At 73.4% G+C, this 14,805-nt stretch carries 14 protein-coding genes; 3 read left to right on the top strand and 11 right to left on the bottom strand.

Features of this window, described 5'->3' with window-relative positions:
* The 3 genes from C569_RS0115230 to lysS form a co-directional block, all read right to left on the bottom strand.
* A partial coding sequence (locus tag C569_RS0115230) for a Clp protease N-terminal domain-containing protein (protein WP_018786636.1) occupies positions 1-275 on the bottom strand: 275 nt, incomplete at its 3' end.
* Between the two features lie 502 nt (positions 276-777).
* Positions 778-1,128 (bottom strand): Lsr2 family protein, encoded by a 351-nt coding sequence (locus C569_RS0115225; protein WP_167361528.1) that lies wholly within the window; start codon positions 1,126-1,128, stop codon positions 778-780.
* A 120-nt stretch (positions 1,129-1,248) separates the two neighbouring features.
* On the bottom strand, positions 1,249-2,757 hold the full coding sequence (gene lysS / locus C569_RS0115220) for a lysine--tRNA ligase (protein WP_018786634.1): 1,509 nt from the start codon (positions 2,755-2,757) through the stop codon (positions 1,249-1,251).
* A gap of 335 nt (positions 2,758-3,092) precedes the next feature.
* Between lysS and C569_RS34295 the strand changes: the two genes are divergently transcribed.
* Positions 3,093-3,608: a methyltransferase domain-containing protein gene (locus C569_RS34295; RefSeq protein ID WP_231394798.1), complete on the top strand. Its 516-nt coding sequence runs from the start codon at positions 3,093-3,095 to the stop codon at positions 3,606-3,608.
* 21 nt (positions 3,609-3,629) lie between these two features.
* Here C569_RS34295 and C569_RS0115210 read toward each other — a convergent pair whose 3' ends face one another.
* From C569_RS0115210 to C569_RS0115180, 7 genes are all read right to left on the bottom strand, one after another.
* A complete protein-coding gene (locus tag C569_RS0115210) occupies positions 3,630-4,388 on the bottom strand; it encodes a type III pantothenate kinase (RefSeq protein WP_013288955.1) in 759 nt (252 codons plus the stop codon).
* 9 nt (positions 4,389-4,397) lie between these two features.
* Positions 4,398-5,294: a carboxylating nicotinate-nucleotide diphosphorylase gene (nadC, locus tag C569_RS0115205; RefSeq protein WP_018786633.1), complete on the bottom strand. Its 897-nt coding sequence runs from the start codon at positions 5,292-5,294 to the stop codon at positions 4,398-4,400.
* A gap of 46 nt (positions 5,295-5,340) precedes the next feature.
* Positions 5,341-7,038 carry an L-aspartate oxidase gene (locus tag C569_RS0115200; RefSeq protein ID WP_018786632.1) on the bottom strand — a complete coding sequence of 566 codons (1,698 nt, stop codon included), beginning with the start codon at positions 7,036-7,038 and terminating at the stop codon, positions 5,341-5,343.
* 61 nt (positions 7,039-7,099) lie between these two features.
* Positions 7,100-7,993, bottom strand: a complete 894-nt coding sequence (locus C569_RS0115195) for a septum formation family protein (protein ID WP_026268185.1) — start codon at positions 7,991-7,993, stop codon at positions 7,100-7,102.
* Positions 7,994-8,162: 169 nt separating this feature from the next.
* Positions 8,163-8,594 carry an aspartate 1-decarboxylase gene (gene panD, locus C569_RS0115190; protein WP_018786630.1) on the bottom strand — a complete coding sequence of 144 codons (432 nt, stop codon included), beginning with the start codon at positions 8,592-8,594 and terminating at the stop codon, positions 8,163-8,165.
* Between the two features lie 30 nt (positions 8,595-8,624).
* A complete protein-coding gene (gene panC, locus C569_RS0115185; protein ID WP_018786629.1) occupies positions 8,625-9,467 on the bottom strand; it encodes a pantoate--beta-alanine ligase in 843 nt (280 codons plus the stop codon).
* Complete coding sequence (locus C569_RS0115180) at positions 9,467-10,396, bottom strand: Rossmann-like and DUF2520 domain-containing protein (protein WP_018786628.1); 930 nt, start codon at positions 10,394-10,396, stop codon at positions 9,467-9,469. The genes panC and C569_RS0115180 overlap by 1 nt, the downstream gene beginning before the upstream one ends.
* Before the next feature lie 192 nt (positions 10,397-10,588).
* Between C569_RS0115180 and C569_RS0115175 the strand changes: the two genes are divergently transcribed.
* Both C569_RS0115175 and C569_RS0115170 read left to right on the top strand, forming a co-directional pair.
* Positions 10,589-11,662: an SAM-dependent methyltransferase gene (locus C569_RS0115175; RefSeq protein WP_051090492.1), complete on the top strand. Its 1,074-nt coding sequence runs from the start codon at positions 10,589-10,591 to the stop codon at positions 11,660-11,662.
* Positions 11,659-12,828, top strand: a complete 1,170-nt coding sequence (locus tag C569_RS0115170) for an NADH-quinone oxidoreductase subunit D (protein WP_196806732.1) — start codon at positions 11,659-11,661, stop codon at positions 12,826-12,828. Before C569_RS0115175 ends, C569_RS0115170 begins: the two co-directional genes overlap by 4 nt.
* Before the next feature lie 29 nt (positions 12,829-12,857).
* Here the strand turns inward: C569_RS0115170 and C569_RS0115165 are convergent, their stop codons facing one another.
* Entirely contained in the window at positions 12,858-14,783 is a 1,926-nt protein-coding gene (locus C569_RS0115165; protein ID WP_026268184.1) for a hypothetical protein, read from the bottom strand.
* Positions 14,784-14,805 lie beyond the last annotated feature (22 nt).

The following is a 14,805-nucleotide window of genomic DNA, read 5'->3' as shown; positions in this document are numbered from 1 at the left end:
AGCGACAACTCCAGCACCTTCTTGGCCCGCGGCGTGAACGGGATATGCCCGCTCGGCGCCTGCTGACCCTGACCGATGATCTCCTCAACCTGCTGACGCACGCCCTCCAAAGAGATACCAAGACTCTCCAGGGCCTTAGCCGCAACACCCTCACCCTCATGGATCAGGCCCAGCAAGATGTGTTCCGTACCGATGTAGTTGTGGTTGAGCATCCGGGCCTCTTCCTGGGCCAGGACGACAACCCGTCGCGCTCGGTCGGTGAACCGCTCGAACATGCCCTCGTGCTCCTCACGTGCCGTGCGCCTTGATGGTCAGATCTCGGCGGGGCCGGTGCGCGGACGTCCGGGACGGGCGTCCGTGCCTCCTTACTCTATCGCCGCGGACCGTCTCCGCTGAGGTCGTGTGCCTCCGCGAATGACCGTTCCGACGTCGTTTCTGCCAACCGTCCACGCTCAGGAGGTGTTCCGGGGCCCCTGCCTGTACGCGCAGAGCGAAATTCGACCGGCGCCCGAACGGTCGGTCGAGTGGCCCGGAGGCGGCGCCGATGCGTCCGCCGGGCCGTCCACAGCCTGTGGATGAAATCTCCACCACCTGTGGACAACCGCCCCGGGCGGGGATTTCTTCCCGGCCGGCGCGCCTCCTTCGCCGGATGGGCCGGACCGGACATCCGGCACCAACGGGACGGCGGGGCGCATTCGTGACCCGGAACGGAAGCGGCGACGCCGGCCCGGAGTGGCACTCCGGGCCGGCGTCGCGTCGCCAGTGACGAGGGTGGGGTCAGTGCCCCGCCTTCGCGTGGTACTCGTCCACGATCTCCTGCGGGATCCGGCCCCGGTCGGAGATGTCCTTGCCGGCCTTCTTGGCCCACTCGCGGATGGCCCGGTTCTGCTCACGGTCGGCGGTCGCGCCGCCTCGGCCCCGAGCGGCCCGGCCACCGACGACCACACCCCCGCGACCGACCTTCGTTCCGTTCGCGACGTACGGCGCGAATACGTCGCGCAATTTGCCGGCGTTGGATGCGGAGAGGTCGATCTCGTACTGCACGCCGTCGAGCGCGAACTTGACGGTCTCGTCAGCGTCCCCGCCGTCCAGGTCATCGACCAGCTTGTGAATGATCTGCTTGGCCACGTCCCACATTCCTTTCGAGCAGGGTTGCACTCCTGCAATACACCGAGCACGATAACCCGACCGGCGCTTGCCGCGTCAATAGGACGGGGTAACGAGCCGGAGAAGGTTTGCGGGGAGCGCCTACTCGGGCCGGACCAACGGGAACAGGATCGTTTCCCGAATTCCGAGGCCCGTCAGTGCCATCAGCAGCCGGTCGATTCCCATTCCCATGCCGCCGGACGGCGGCATTCCGTACTCCATGGCCCGGAGAAAGTCCTCGTCCAGTCGCATCGCCTCGTCGTCGCCGCGCGCCGCGAGCTGCGCCTGGGCCACCAGCCGCTCCCGCTGCACGACCGGGTCGACCAGCTCCGAGTACGCGGTACCCAGCTCGAATCCCAGCACGTAGAGGTCCCACTTCTCGGCCAGGCCCGGCTCGCTGCGGTGAGCCCGGGTCAACGGGCTGGTTTCCTCCGGGTAGTCCATGACGAACGTGGGCGCCTGAAGGGACGGCACGACCAGCTCCTCGAACAACTCCTCGGCCAGCTTGCCCGGTCCCCACTTCGGGTCGACGGAGAGACCGACCTTGTCCGCGTACTCGACCAGGCGCGCCCTTTCGGTGCGGACGGTGACCTCCTCACCGAGCGCTTCGGAAAGAACACCGAACAGTGTCACCGACCGCCACTCGCCGCCGAGATCGAACTCACGCCCGTCGGCGTGGGTCACCACCGTCGAGCCGGAGACCGCCACTGCGGCCCGCTGTACGAGATTTCGGGTCAGCTCGGCCATCGTCTGGTAGTCGCCGTACGCCTGGTACGCCTCCAGCATCGCGAACTCGGGCGAGTGCGAAGAGTCGATGCCCTCATTACGGAAGTTGCGGTTGATCTCGAAGACGCGGTCCACGCCACCGACCACGGCGCGCTTGAGAAACAGTTCCGGCGCGATTCGCAGATACAGATCCGTGTCGAGCGCATTGCTGTGGGTCACGAATGGGCGGGCCGCCGCGCCGCCGTGCAGCAGTTGCAGCATCGGCGTCTCGACCTCGAGGAAGTCCTGACCGTGCAGGGTGTCGCGGAGGCTGCGAACGGCGGTGGCCCGGGTGCGGACCATCTGCCGGGCCTGCGGACGGACCACCAGGTCCACGTAGCGCTGGCGGACCCGGGCCTCCTCGCTGAGCGGCTTGTGCGCCACCGGCAGCGGACGCAGCGCCTTGGCGGTCACCGCCCACTCCTCGGCGAGAACGGACAGCTCGCCGCGCCGGCTGGTGATCACCTCGCCGGTCACGCCGACGTGGTCGCCGAGGTCGACCAGGCGCTTCCAGTCCGCCAGCCGCTCGGCGCCGACCCGGTCCAGCGAGAGCATCGCCTGGACCTCGGTGCCGTCACCGTCCCGGAGCGTCGCGAAGCAGAGCTTGCCGGTGTTGCGGATGAAGATCACCCGCCCGGTGACCGACACCCGGTCGCCGGTGGCGGTGTCGGTCGGCAGGTCGCCGTAGCGCTCCCGCAACCGCGCGAGCGTGGTGGTCCGCGGGAAACCCACCGGGTACGGCTCGACTCCCTCGGCGAGCATCCGGTCCCGCTTCTCCCGGCGGACCTTCATCTGCTCGGGAAGGTCGTCGGCGGGATCTGTTGGCAGGGCGTTCTGCTCGGTCACGGCACGCTTCCTCAGGCCTTGGGGACATCGCGGGGTCAGCACATGAGCGTACTCAAGCGCCGTGGCGGGCGTTACGGGATAACTGCCCGCCATGACCGACCCCACTGCGGCGCTCTCGTTCGGCGTGGCCGCGGCCGAGTACGACCGTTTCCGTCCCCGCTAGCCGGAGGCGGCGCTGCGCTGGGCGCTGGACGGGCTGCACGCCGCGCGGGTGGTGGACCTCGGCAACGGCACCGGCATCCTGACCCGGGGACTGCTGGCGCCGACCGGGCCGGTGGCGTACGTCGTACCCGTGGAACCGGATCCGGGGATGCGGGCGCAACTGGCCCATCCCGGTGGCGTTCTACGCGGTGGTGTCGGTCGCGGTGATCTGCCGGGCGGCCAGGTTGACGCTCACCACGGGCCCCGCCACGCCTGGCACGACGGCGCTCGCCGGCAGCGCCGAGGCGGTGCCGCTGCCGGACGCGTCGGCGGATGCGGTGCTGGTCGGGCAGGCCTACCACTGGTTCGACCGGGAGCGGGCGCACGCCGAGGTGGGCCGCGTGCTGCACCCGGGCGGCACGTTCGCGCCGGTCTGGAACATCAGGGACGAGCGGGTCGGCTGGGTGGCCGAGCTGAGCCGGATCGCCCACCTCGGCGACAACGCGGGTGACGTGACCCAGCGGTACGCGGACTTCGGCGCCGCCTTCACCGAGTTCGCGCACGCCACCACGCTCACGAAGGACGAGGTGGTGGGCGTGCTGCACACCCTGTTCGTACTGGCTGACCGCCGACTCGGGCGAGCAGCAGCGGGTCGACGCGGAGCTGACCGAGCTGTTAAGAAGGGGCCCTTCCTCTACCGGAGGCGTTAAAAGGGGGCCCTTCCTTACACCTCAGACGTTGCGGTCGTAGACCATCCGCAGGCCGATCAACGTGATCATCGGCTCGTGGTGGGTGATGGTGTGGCACTCGCCGAGCACCAGCGAGGCCAGGCCGCCGGTCGCGATGACCGCCTTCACGCCGCCCAGCTCCTCGGACATCCGCTCGACGATCCGGTCCACCTGGCCGGCGAAGCCGAAGTAGAGCCCGGCCTGGAGGCACTCGACCGTGTTCTTGCCGATCACCGAGCGCGGGCGGGTCGCCTCCACCTTGCGCAGCTGGGCGGCGCGGGCGGCCAGCGCGTCGAAGGAGATCTCGATGCCGGGCGCGAACGCCCCGCCGAGGAACTCCCCCCGGCTGCTGACCAGGTCGAAGTTGGTGGTGGTGCCGAAGTCCACGACGATCGACGGCCCGCCGTAGAGCGTGTACGCGGCGAGCGTGTTGACCACCCGGTCCGCGCCCACCTCCTTCGGGTTGTCGATGGCGAGCTGCACGCCGGTCCGGACGCCCGGCTCGACGATCACGCTGGGCAGGTCGGCGTAGTACCTGTCGAGCATGGTGCGCAACGAGCGCAGCGCGGCCGGCACCGTCGAGCAGGCGGCCACGCCGGTGATCTCCACGGCGTCCCCGGCGAGCAGTCCGCGGAACATCAGGCCCAGCTCGTCCGCAGTGGAACGGGCATCGGTCTTGATCCGCCACGAATGCACCAGCTTGTCGCCGTCGAAGGTCGCCAGCACGGTGTTCGTGTTTCCGATGTCGATGCAGAGCAGCACAGCGGCAGCCTAGACGTCGCGCAGGTCGAGGGCGATGTCCAGGATCGGCGAGGAGTGGGTGAGCGCGCCGACCGAGAGGAAGTCGACGCCCGTCGCGCCGTACTCGGCGGCCATGGGCAGCGTCAGCCCGCCGGTGGCCTCCAGCTCCGCCCGGTCACCCACCGACGCCACCACCTCGCGCAGCTGCGCCGGGGTCATGTTGTCCAGCAGCAGGAACCGGGCGCCCGCCTCGACCGCCTCCACCGCCTCGGCCGGCGTGTCCACCTCGACCTGCACCGCGACGTCGGGGAACGCCTCCCGGACCCGGCGGAACGCGGCAGCGATCCCGCCCGCGGCGACCTTGTGGTTGTCCTTGATCATGGCGACGTCGTACAGGCCCATCCGCTTGTTGGTGCCGCCACCGGCCCGGACCGCGTACTTCTCCAGCGCCCGCAGGCCGGGCGTGGTCTTGCGGGTGTCCAGCACCGTCGCCTTCGTGCCGGCCAGCGCGTCGGCCCAGGCCCGGGTGTGCGTCGCCACCCCGGACATGCGGGACAGCAGGTTCAGCGCCGTCCGCTCGGCGGTCAGCAGCAGCCGGGTCGGCCCGGTCACGGTGGCCAGCACGTCGCCGCGCGCCACCCGCTGCCCGTCGTGCGCGACAAATGAGACCTCGACCGTACGCCCCGCGCCGGTCACCTCGCCGACCAGCTCGAACACGGCGGCGGCGACGGGCAGCCCGGCCACCACGCCGTCGGCGCGCGCCACCAGGTCGCCCGTGTCGTGCTGCTCGTCCGGGATGGTGGCCACGCTCGTGACGTCGAGGAAGCCGGGCCCCAGATCCTCGTGCAGCGTGTCGACGACGACCTGCCGGACCCGCTCCGGGTCCAGGCCGCCGTCCCGCAGCGCCCGCTCCGTCGGCTCCCTCATCAGCTGTGCCTCCTTTGTTCGCGACTGCGGGGCTCGCAAGACCGGCTCACTCCTCGCGCTCACGGGATTCCCAGCGCTCGGCCACAAGCCCGTCCGTGCCCACCTCGGCCACCAGGTGGCCCAGCCACCTCTCGTCGGCCGTAGGGAAGTCCTCCCGCCAGTGGCAGCCCCGCGTCTCCTGGCGCGCGTACGCGGCCGCGACCAGCGTCGACGCCACTGTCAGCAGGTTCGTCGCCTCCCAGTCGGCGGTACGCGGCACGCCCCGGCCCGCACCCAGCCCGGTGAGCGTGGCGGCGGTGGCCTCCAGCGTCCGCGCCGACCGGAGCACGCCCGCGCCCCGGGTCATCGCCCGTTGCAGCTCCGCCGTGCCCGTCGCCGGCACCAGTGCGCCCGGACCACCCACCCAGGCACCGGTCTCCGCCGGGCGGGCCTGCTCGGGCAGCCCGGCGGCGATGTCCTCGGCGATCCGGCGGGAGAAGACCAGCCCCTCCAGCAGCGAGTTGCTGGCGAGCCGGTTGGCGCCGTGCACGCCGGTGCAGGCGACCTCGCCGCACGCGTACAGGCCGGGGATGGAGGTACGGCCGCGCAGGTCGGTCCGGACGCCGCCGGAGGCGTAGTGCGCGGCCGGCGCGACCGGGATCAGGTCGGTCGCCGGGTCCACGCCGATGGCCAGGCAGGACGCCACGATGGTGGGAAACCGCCGGGCCAGGAAGTCGCCGCCCAGGTGCCGGGCGTCCAGGAACACGTGCTCGGCGCCGGACGCGAGCAGTACCCGGTGGATGCCCTTCGCGACCACGTCCCGGGGAGCCAGCTCGGCCAGCTCGTGCTGACCGACCATGAACCGCTTGCCGTCGCCGTCGACCAGGTGCGCGCCCTCGCCGCGCAGCGCCTCGGAGACCAGCGGCTGCTGGGCCAGCCCCGCGCCCGGCCCGCCGGGCGGCACGATCAGCGCGGTCGGGTGGAACTGGACGAACTCCACGTCGGTGACCGCCGCGCCGGCGCGCAACGCCAGCGCCACCCCGTCCCCGGTGGAGACCGCCGGGTTGGTGGTGGCGGCGAAGATCTGCCCCATCCCGCCGGTGGCAAGCACCACCGCCCGGCCGAGGATCGCGCCGACGCCGTCCTCGCTGCCCTCGCCGAGCACGTGCAGCGTGATGCCGCAGGCCGGGCCGAGCCCGCCCGGCCCGTCGCCGGGAGCGCGCAGCAGGTCCAGCACGAGGGCGTGCTCGACCAGCCGGATCCACGGGTCGCGGCGGACCGCGTCGTGCAGCGCCCGCTGCACCTCCGCGCCGGTAGCGTCGCCGCCGGCGTGCACGATCCGGTCGGCCCGGTGGCCGCCCTCCCGGGTCAGCATCAGCGACCCGTCCGGGTTGCGGTCGAACTCCGCCCCGATCCGCATCAGCTCGCGCAGCCGGGTCGGGCCCTCGGCCACGAGCGCGCGGACCGCCGCCGGGTCGCACAGGCCGACGCCGGCGACCTGCGTGTCGTACGCGTGCGCGTCCGGGGTGTCCGCCGGATCAAGTACGGCGGCGATCCCGCCCTGCGCCCAGCGGGTGGAGCCCTCGTCCATGTCGACCTTGGTGACCACCGTGACGTGCAGGCCCGCCTCGCGCAGGTGCAGCGCGGCGGTCAGCCCGGCCACGCCGGAGCCGACCACGATCACGTCTGTCGTCTCCACCCAGCCGGGGGCCGGTGCGGCGAGCAGCCGGGGCAGCGCCGGCAGGTCGACGGTCGGTAGGTCCATGAGCACAGTCAACCCGAAGCGAACTCGGCTCGGGCGCGGGGGGCGTGACGAGTGCGCCCGGCTACCTCGTCCGGCGCGGGAGGGCGGCCGGTCCGCCGCCCTTGAGCGAGGTGGTCACCGTCCGGTCGCTGAGCCACAGGTAGCAGCGCACGCCCCGGTCGCCGACCGCCCAGCGGCCCGCCGCGGGCGGGCGGACCACCACGTCGCTGCGGTAGCGCACGGAAGCGTCGGCGGGCACTCCCGCGTACCGGGCGATCACGCCGAAGCAACCGTCGTAGAGCGGCACCCAGTCCTCCGGCTTCTTCGGATACGGGCGGTCCGGCGCGGCCCACACCCCGACGAACTCGGCGTCGTGCGCCACTGTGCAGTCGACCGGGGTGAGCCGCTGCACGCGGCCCGCGTCCCGCCCGGTGCGCTGGCAGCCGAGCCGGAGCGGGGACGGCGACTTGAGCGCGTCGCGCAGGCTGCCCGTCCGGGTGACCACGGTGGCCGCCGCCTCGACAGTGGTCAGCTCGGTCAGGTCACACCGGTACCAGCGGGAGCCGGCCGTCCAGCCCGCGCCCGTCGGCACCGCCACCGCCAGCCGGAGTCGCCCGGCACGCCAGTCGTCACCCACGTACCCGGTGGCCCGCTTGTCGCAGTCGGCGAACGCGGTACGCAGCTCGGGTGAGGTGAGCGGCGGCGGCGTGGACCGGTCGGCGGCGAACACACCGACGTGCACGGTCTCCACCCGGTGCGGCAGCTCGCAGTCGACCGGCGCGTACGCGTTCAGGCCGACGCTCGCTGTGAAGTCGGCGACCTGGCAGACTCCGGCGGCCGGGGTGAACGGCCCGGGGGCCGCCATCGCGGCCCAGTCGTCGGTGAGGTCGCCGTCCAGCCCGCCGGCGTCGGCACAGCCGGTCAGGGCGGCGCTCGCGACCATCGCGGCGACCAGGAAGCTCATCGCACGGCGCATCGCGGCCTCCCCCAGCCGACGACCGTCGATCCCCGACGGTCCGCCCAGGGTAGCCGAAAATGACCTTCCGGTGACAGACCGCTTTCCCGCCCGTCCGCCCCGCCGATCTTGCCCTAGCCGCCCCCGCGGACCTGACAAGAGAGGCGACAAGGGGGCCGAAACTGCAAGATCAACGGCGGGACGCGGCGGCGAGGGGGTTGGGGACGGGGGTTCCGGCGGTGCCGGGGGCCGCGGTCGCCGGGTCGGCCGAGAGGTCGACGACCTTGTTGTCGGCGTCCACGTGCACCACCTTCGGGTGGTACGCGCGGGCCTCGGCGTCGTCCATCTGCCCGTACGAGATCAGGATGACCAGGTCACCCGGGTGCACCAGGTGTGCGGCGGCGCCGTTGATACCGATCACGCCGCTGCCTCGCCGGCCCGGGATCACGTACGTCTCCAGCCGGGCGCCGTTTGTGATGTCCACGATCGCGACCTGCTCGCCGGGAAGCAGGTCCGCCGCGTCGAGCAGGTCCTCGTCCACCGTCACCGAGCCGACGTAGTGCAGGTCGGCCTGGGTCACGGTGGCCCGATGGATCTTCGACTTGAGCATGGTCCGCAGCATCGGGGTGCCTTTCCGCATTCGTGGTGGGGTTCAGGGACGCGGCGCGAGGTGGATCGCCGTGTTGTCGATCAGGCGGGTGGCGCCGACCCAGGCCGCGATCAGCAGCCGGGCCGGACCGGCCACCGGGCCGGGTTCCAGCTCGGTGTCGGTGAGCACCAGGTAGTCCAGGCGGGCGTCCGGTACGTCGAAGGCCCGGTGCGCGGCGGCCAGCACGGTACCCGCGTCCTCACCCCGCTCGGCCGCCGCCGCGCCGGCCCGCAACGCGGCCGACAGGCTCAGCGCGGCCCGCCGCTGCTCCGCCGACAGGTACCGGTTACGGCTGGACATGGCCAGCCCGTCCGGCTCCCGTACGGTCGGCACGCCGACGACCTCGGTCGGCACGTCGAGGTCGCGGACCATCCGGCGGACCAGGGTGAGCTGCTGGAAGTCCTTCTCGCCGAAGAAGGCCAGGTCGGGGCGGGTGAGCTGGAGCAGCTTCATGACCACGGTGAGCACGCCGTGGAAGAAGCCGGGACGGCTCAGGCCCTCCAGGTCCTCGCCGAGCGGACCCGGGTCGAGCCGCACCGCCGGGCGGCCCTCCGGGTACATCTCGCTCACCGACGGCGCGAACACCACGTCCACCCCGGCCCGCCGGCAGATCTCCAGGTCGGAGTCGAGCGTGCGTGGGTAGCGGTCGAAGTCCTCGTTCGGGCCGAACTGCAGCGGGTTCACGAAGATCGTGACGATGACGTGGCCGGCGCGCTCGCGGGCGGCCCGCAGCAGCGCCTCGTGCCCGGCGTGCAGCGCGCCCATGGTCATCACCACGCCGACCGGGCCGGCCGTCGCCTCGCGGGCCGCCGCCAGCTCCTTGCGCGTGTGCAGCACCTCGGCCATCAGGCCGCCACCTCGATTCCGTCGAGCGCGTTGCGCAGCGCGGCCGCGTCCGCCGGGCGGAGGCGGCCGACCGCGACGGCACGGTCCGCCGTCCGTCGTGCCAACGCCAGATACGCGGGTACTGATTCCGGCGCGGTCCGCGCCAGCCGGTCCAGATGCCGGCGTACGGTGCCCGCGTCGCCCCGCGACACCGGGCCGGTCAGCGCGTCGTCGCCCAGCCGCAGCGCGTTCTCCAGCGCGGCCCGCAGCAGCGGGGCGAGCACTTTCTCCGGCCGTTCCACCCCGGCGTCGCGCAGCCGGTCGGCCGCCTCGTTGACGAGCGTCACCAGATGGTTCGCGCCGTGCGCGAGCGCGGCGTGGTAGAGCGGCCGGTCGTGCTCACCGACCCACTCCGGTACGCCACCCAGGTCGGCCACCAGCCGGGCCGCGAACGGGCGCAGCTCGGTCGGGGCGGTCACCCCGTAGGAGATGCCGGGCAGGCGGGACAGGTCGTCCGGCGTACCGGTGAAGGTCATCGCCGGGTGCAGCGCGAGCGGCCGGGCACCCGCCTCGACGGCCGGGGCCAGCGCGGCGAGCCCGTGCGCGCCGGACGTGTGCGCCACCACCTGGCCGGGGCGCAGCGCGCCGCTCGCGGCCAGGTCCGCGACCACGCCCGCGAGCGCGTCGTCCGGGACCGCGACGATCAGCAGGTCGGCGGCGGCGCGCGCCACGGCGGGCGCGGAACGGTGCGGGGTCTGCGGCAGCAGCAGCGCCAGCCGGGCCGCTGTCGCGCCCGAGGCGCCGGACGCGGCGACCACCCGGTGACCGGCGGCGGCGAGGGCCGCGCCCAGCACGGCGCCGACCCGGCCGGCGCCGAGGACGCCGACGGTGAGGGTACGCGGGAAGACGGGCGGGGCAGCGGTGGCCCGGGGGCGCAGCGGTGCGCTCATGGCAGCGATCCAGTCCTCGAAGGGGGTACCGGTCGATGGCAAGTATGCGCCCGGGTGACAGACCTGAAACAAGAAGGTGTGAAAACCTTCACCGGCCACCGAAGCGGCCGCTGCGGTGGCGGGCAAACCGCCCGTTCGGGTACGTCCCGTAGGGTCGGCACGGTGACCTCCTCGCTGCGCTGGCACGACGCGATGGAGCGGGCGCTGTACGGGCCGGACGGCTTCTTCGTCTCCGGTGCCGGGCCCGCCGCGCACTTCCGGACGAGCGTGCACGCCTCGCCCGTCTTCGCCGCCTGCCTGATGCGGCAGCTCGAAGCGGTGGACGCGGCGCTGGGGCACCCGGCCCGGCTGGACGTGGTGGACGTGGGCGCGGGACGGGGCGAACTGCTCCGGACGCTGCTGGCACAGGCCGCACCGGAGCTGGCCGCCCGGCTCCACCCGGTAGCCGTGGAACGGTCGGCCCGCCCACCGGACCTGCCGCCGGAGATCGACTGGCAGGCCGACATCCCCGACGGAATAACAGGCCTGCTCCTGGCCACCGAATGGCTGGACAACGTCCCCCTGGACGTGGCAATCCACGCCCAGTCAGGCTGGCGCCTCCTCCTGGTGAACCCGAGAACCGGCCAGGAAACCCCGGGCCCGCCCCCGTCCCCCACCGACACGACTTGGCTGACCCACTGGTGGCCCCCGGCTCCCACCCCGCCCAACGCCCCGATGATCAAGGAGTTTGCGGCGGCGGAGGGCCCGGATCCGGACACGAACTCCTTGATCAACGGCGTCGGTGAGGGCGGGGGTGAGGTCGGAGGGCGGGCGGAGATCGGGGTGGGACGGGATCTGGCCTGGGCGGAGGCTGTGGGGAAGGTTGCGCGCGGGCTGGCGCTGGCGGTGGACTACGGGCATCTGCGGGAGTCGCGTCCGGCTGACGGGACGCTGACCGGGTATCGGGGTGGGCGGCAGGTGCCACCGGTCCCGGACGGGTCGTGCGACGTGACGGCGCACGTCGCCATGGACTCGGTCGCCTCCGCCGGTGAACGAGTCGCGCGGTGCGCGTACTCCCTGGTCTCGCAGCGGGAGGCGCTGCGGGCGCTCGGGGCCGACGGCGGGCGACCGCCGCTGAGCCTGGCCTCCCGTGACCCGGCCGGCTACCTGCGGGCGCTCGCAGCGGCGTCGGCGGCAGCCGAGCTGACCGACGCGGCCGGGCTCGGCGGGCACCTGTGGCTGCGGCAGCCGGTCGGCGTCGCGCTCGACGCGGTCGTGGCACGATGACGGGCATGACCACGGACGCCGCCGACCTCCGCGAGCTGACAGTCGGCACCGGCGCCGGCGGTGAGCAGCTCGGCACCGACATGGTGCTCAACATCGGGCCGCAACACCCCTCGACGCACGGCGTGCTCCGGCTGAAGCTGGTGCTCGACGGGGAGCGGGTGGTCGCCGCCGAGCCGATCGTCGGCTACATGCACCGGGGGGCGGAGAAGCTCTTCGAGGTACGCGACTACCGGCAGATCATCGTACTGGCGAACCGGCACGACTGGCTGTCGGCGTTCTCCAACGAGCTGGGCGTGGTGCTCGCGGTCGAGCGGCTGCTGGGCATGGAGGTGCCGGAGCGCGCCACCTGGCTGCGGATGGCGCTGGCCGAGCTGAACCGGGTGCTCAACCACCTGATGTTCCTCGGCTCGTACCCGCTGGAGATCGGCGCGATCACGCCGATGTTCTACGCGTTCCGGGAACGGGAGACCATCCAGGCCGTGATGGAGGAGGTCTCCGGCGGCCGGATCCACTACATGTTCAACCGGGTCGGGGGCCTCAAGGAGGAGGTGCCGGCGGGCTGGACCGGGCGCGCCCGCGCCGCCATCGCCGAGGTACGCCGCCGGATGCCCGACCTGGACAACCTGATCCGGCGCAACGAGATCTTCCTGGCCCGTACCGTCGGGGTCGGTGTGCTCTCCGCCGCCGACGCCGCCGCGTTCGGCGCGTCCGGGCCGGTCGCCCGCGCCTCCGGGCTCGACCTCGACCTGCGCCGCGACGAGCCGTACCTGGCCTACGACCAGCTCGACGTGCCGGTGGTGACGAAGACCGCCGGTGACTGCCACGCCCGCTTCGAGGTGCTGCTCGACCAGGTGTACGTCTCGCTCGACCTCGCCGAGCAGTGCCTGGACCGGGTGGACCGGATCAGCGGGCCGGTGAACACGCGGCTGCCGAAGGTGTTGAAGGCGCCCGAGGGGCACACGTACGCCTGGACCGAGAACCCGCTCGGCATCAACGGCTACTACCTGGTGTCCCGGGGCGAGAAGACGCCGTGGCGGCTCAAGCTGCGCACCGCCTCGTACGCGAACGTGCAGGCGCTGTCGTCGCTGCTGCCCGGCTGTCTGGTGCCGGACCTGATCGCCATTCTCGGCTCGATGTTCTTCGTCGTGGGCGACATCGACAAGTAGTCGCGGCGGCCGTGCTCAGCGGGGCACGGTCAGTGCCAGCGGTCGCCGGTGTCCCGGTACGGCCGGCCGTGTCCACCGTGCTCCGGGTCGCGCCACTCCGGCTCCGGGTCGCGCCACTCCGGCTCCGGTGGACGCCACTCCGGCTCGGGCTGACGCCACTGCTCCGGCTCGGGCTGACGCCACTGCGATTCGGGCCGGCGCCACTCCGGAGGTGGCTGGCGCCATTCCGCCTGGCCGCTGCGCTGCGTCGGCGGCCGCCACTCGTCCGGCACCGGCACCCCACCGGCCGGCAGCGCCGGGTGGCTCTCCCCGGACCAGCGGGCGTCCGGCCCGCTCGCGTCCGGCCCGCCCGGCCCGCCCGCGTCCGGTCCGCCGCCGCGTACCGAGGCCCACCGGTCCTCGACCCGGTACTCCGTGCCGCCGCCGTCGGCATGCACGGCGGCCCGCCGTTCCCCGAGCCGGATCTCCCGGCCCGCACCGTCGTCGCGGACCGCGGCCCACCGGTTGCCGGCACGCATCTCGGACCACTGGTCGCCGTCGGTGCCCGCCCGGCCGTCCGGTACGCCCGATGCGGCTGAGGGCCAGTCGCTCGCCGAGCGGCCGGCCCGGTCGTCGCCGCCGCCGGACCAGTGCCGCTGCTCCTCCGCATCCGTCCGCCCCTGGTCGCTCGACCAGCCGCCCCCCGCGGTACGCCCCGACCAGCCCTGGTCCCCGGCGCTACGATCCGACCAGCCCTGGTCCCCGGCGCTACGCCCCGACCAGCCGTGCTCCCCGGCGGCGGCCCGGCCGACACCCGCCCACGGATGCTCGGCACCGGGACGCCCGGGGTCGGTCCACGAGTGCCCGTCGTCGTCGGCACCCCGGCCGCCCTGGTCGGACCCGGCCCGGCGGCCGGACCGGTCGTCCCGGCCCGGGTCGCGGTGTCCCGCGCGCCAGTGGTCGGCCGCCTCCGCGCCGCGGGACCGGTCCTCGTCCGGCCAGCCGCCGCGGAATCCGCCGTACCGGGTGCCGGTCGGTTCACCGCCGCCGACGATCGTGTGCCGGGTGGTGACGTGCACCGTCTCGGTGTGGTGCACCACGCCGACCGGGCGGCTCTCCGGCCGGTCGGCCGGCTCGGACACCCGCGCCGCGCCGTAGACCCCGCTCACCGGCCGGTCCGGACGTGCGGTGGCCCGCGCCGGCTCGGCGTCGAGCCGGCCGGTCCGCGCCGGTTCCGAGTCGTGGTGGCCCGCCCGGGACGGCTCGGAGTCGTAGCGGCCGACTCCGGGCGGCTCGGCGTCGTGGCGGCCAGTCCAGGGCGGGTCGGCGTCGTGGCGACCGGCCCGGGGCGGGTCCATGTCGTGGCGGCCGGCCCAGGGCGGGTCGGTGTCGTGGTGGCCGGTACGGGGCGGGTCCGTGTCGTGGTCGGTTCCGTAGCGTCCGCCGGAGTACGCCGGCCGGGGCGGTTCGTCGTCGTCCCGGCCGGCCGGGTGCGCCCGGCCGGCGTCGGACGTGCCGGTCACCGGCACCCGCGCCGCACCACTGGGGCGCTCCGGCGCCGACGCGGAGGTCGACGCCGAGACGGGCGCGGAGGCCAGTCCGGCCGCGGCCGCGTCGAGCCGGTGCCTGATCGCGCCGGCCATCTCCTCGGCCCGGCGTGCCTGGTCGAGCGCCTGGTTGCCGCGCTGGGCGGCGGCCACGATCTCGGCTCGCAGCTCCCGCCGGAGCTGCGCCAACTCCTCGCGCAGTTCCTCGGACGCCACGCCCCCGGAACCGCTCTCCGGGCGCAGCGCGGTGGACAGACCGATGAGCACGACGGCGAGGATCGCCAGGACGGCGCCGAACCGGAGCGAGCCGTTGCCGTCGGCGATCAGCAGAATGAGCGCGGCCAGGGGCGCCAGCCCCACACCGACCCAGAACAGGACGGTGAGCAGAGTGGGCGTGCTCTTGTCGGCGGGCGCGACCGAGGCGGGCATGGCTGAGCAGAGTACCGAGAGT

The organism is Micromonospora sp. CNB394, assembly GCF_000374985.1.
In the GTDB taxonomy this organism is placed as follows: Bacteria; Actinomycetota; Actinomycetes; order Mycobacteriales; family Micromonosporaceae; genus Micromonospora; species Micromonospora marina.
Note: the sequence above shows the minus strand (reverse complement) of the source record. Positions and strands in the feature narration are given on the sequence as shown.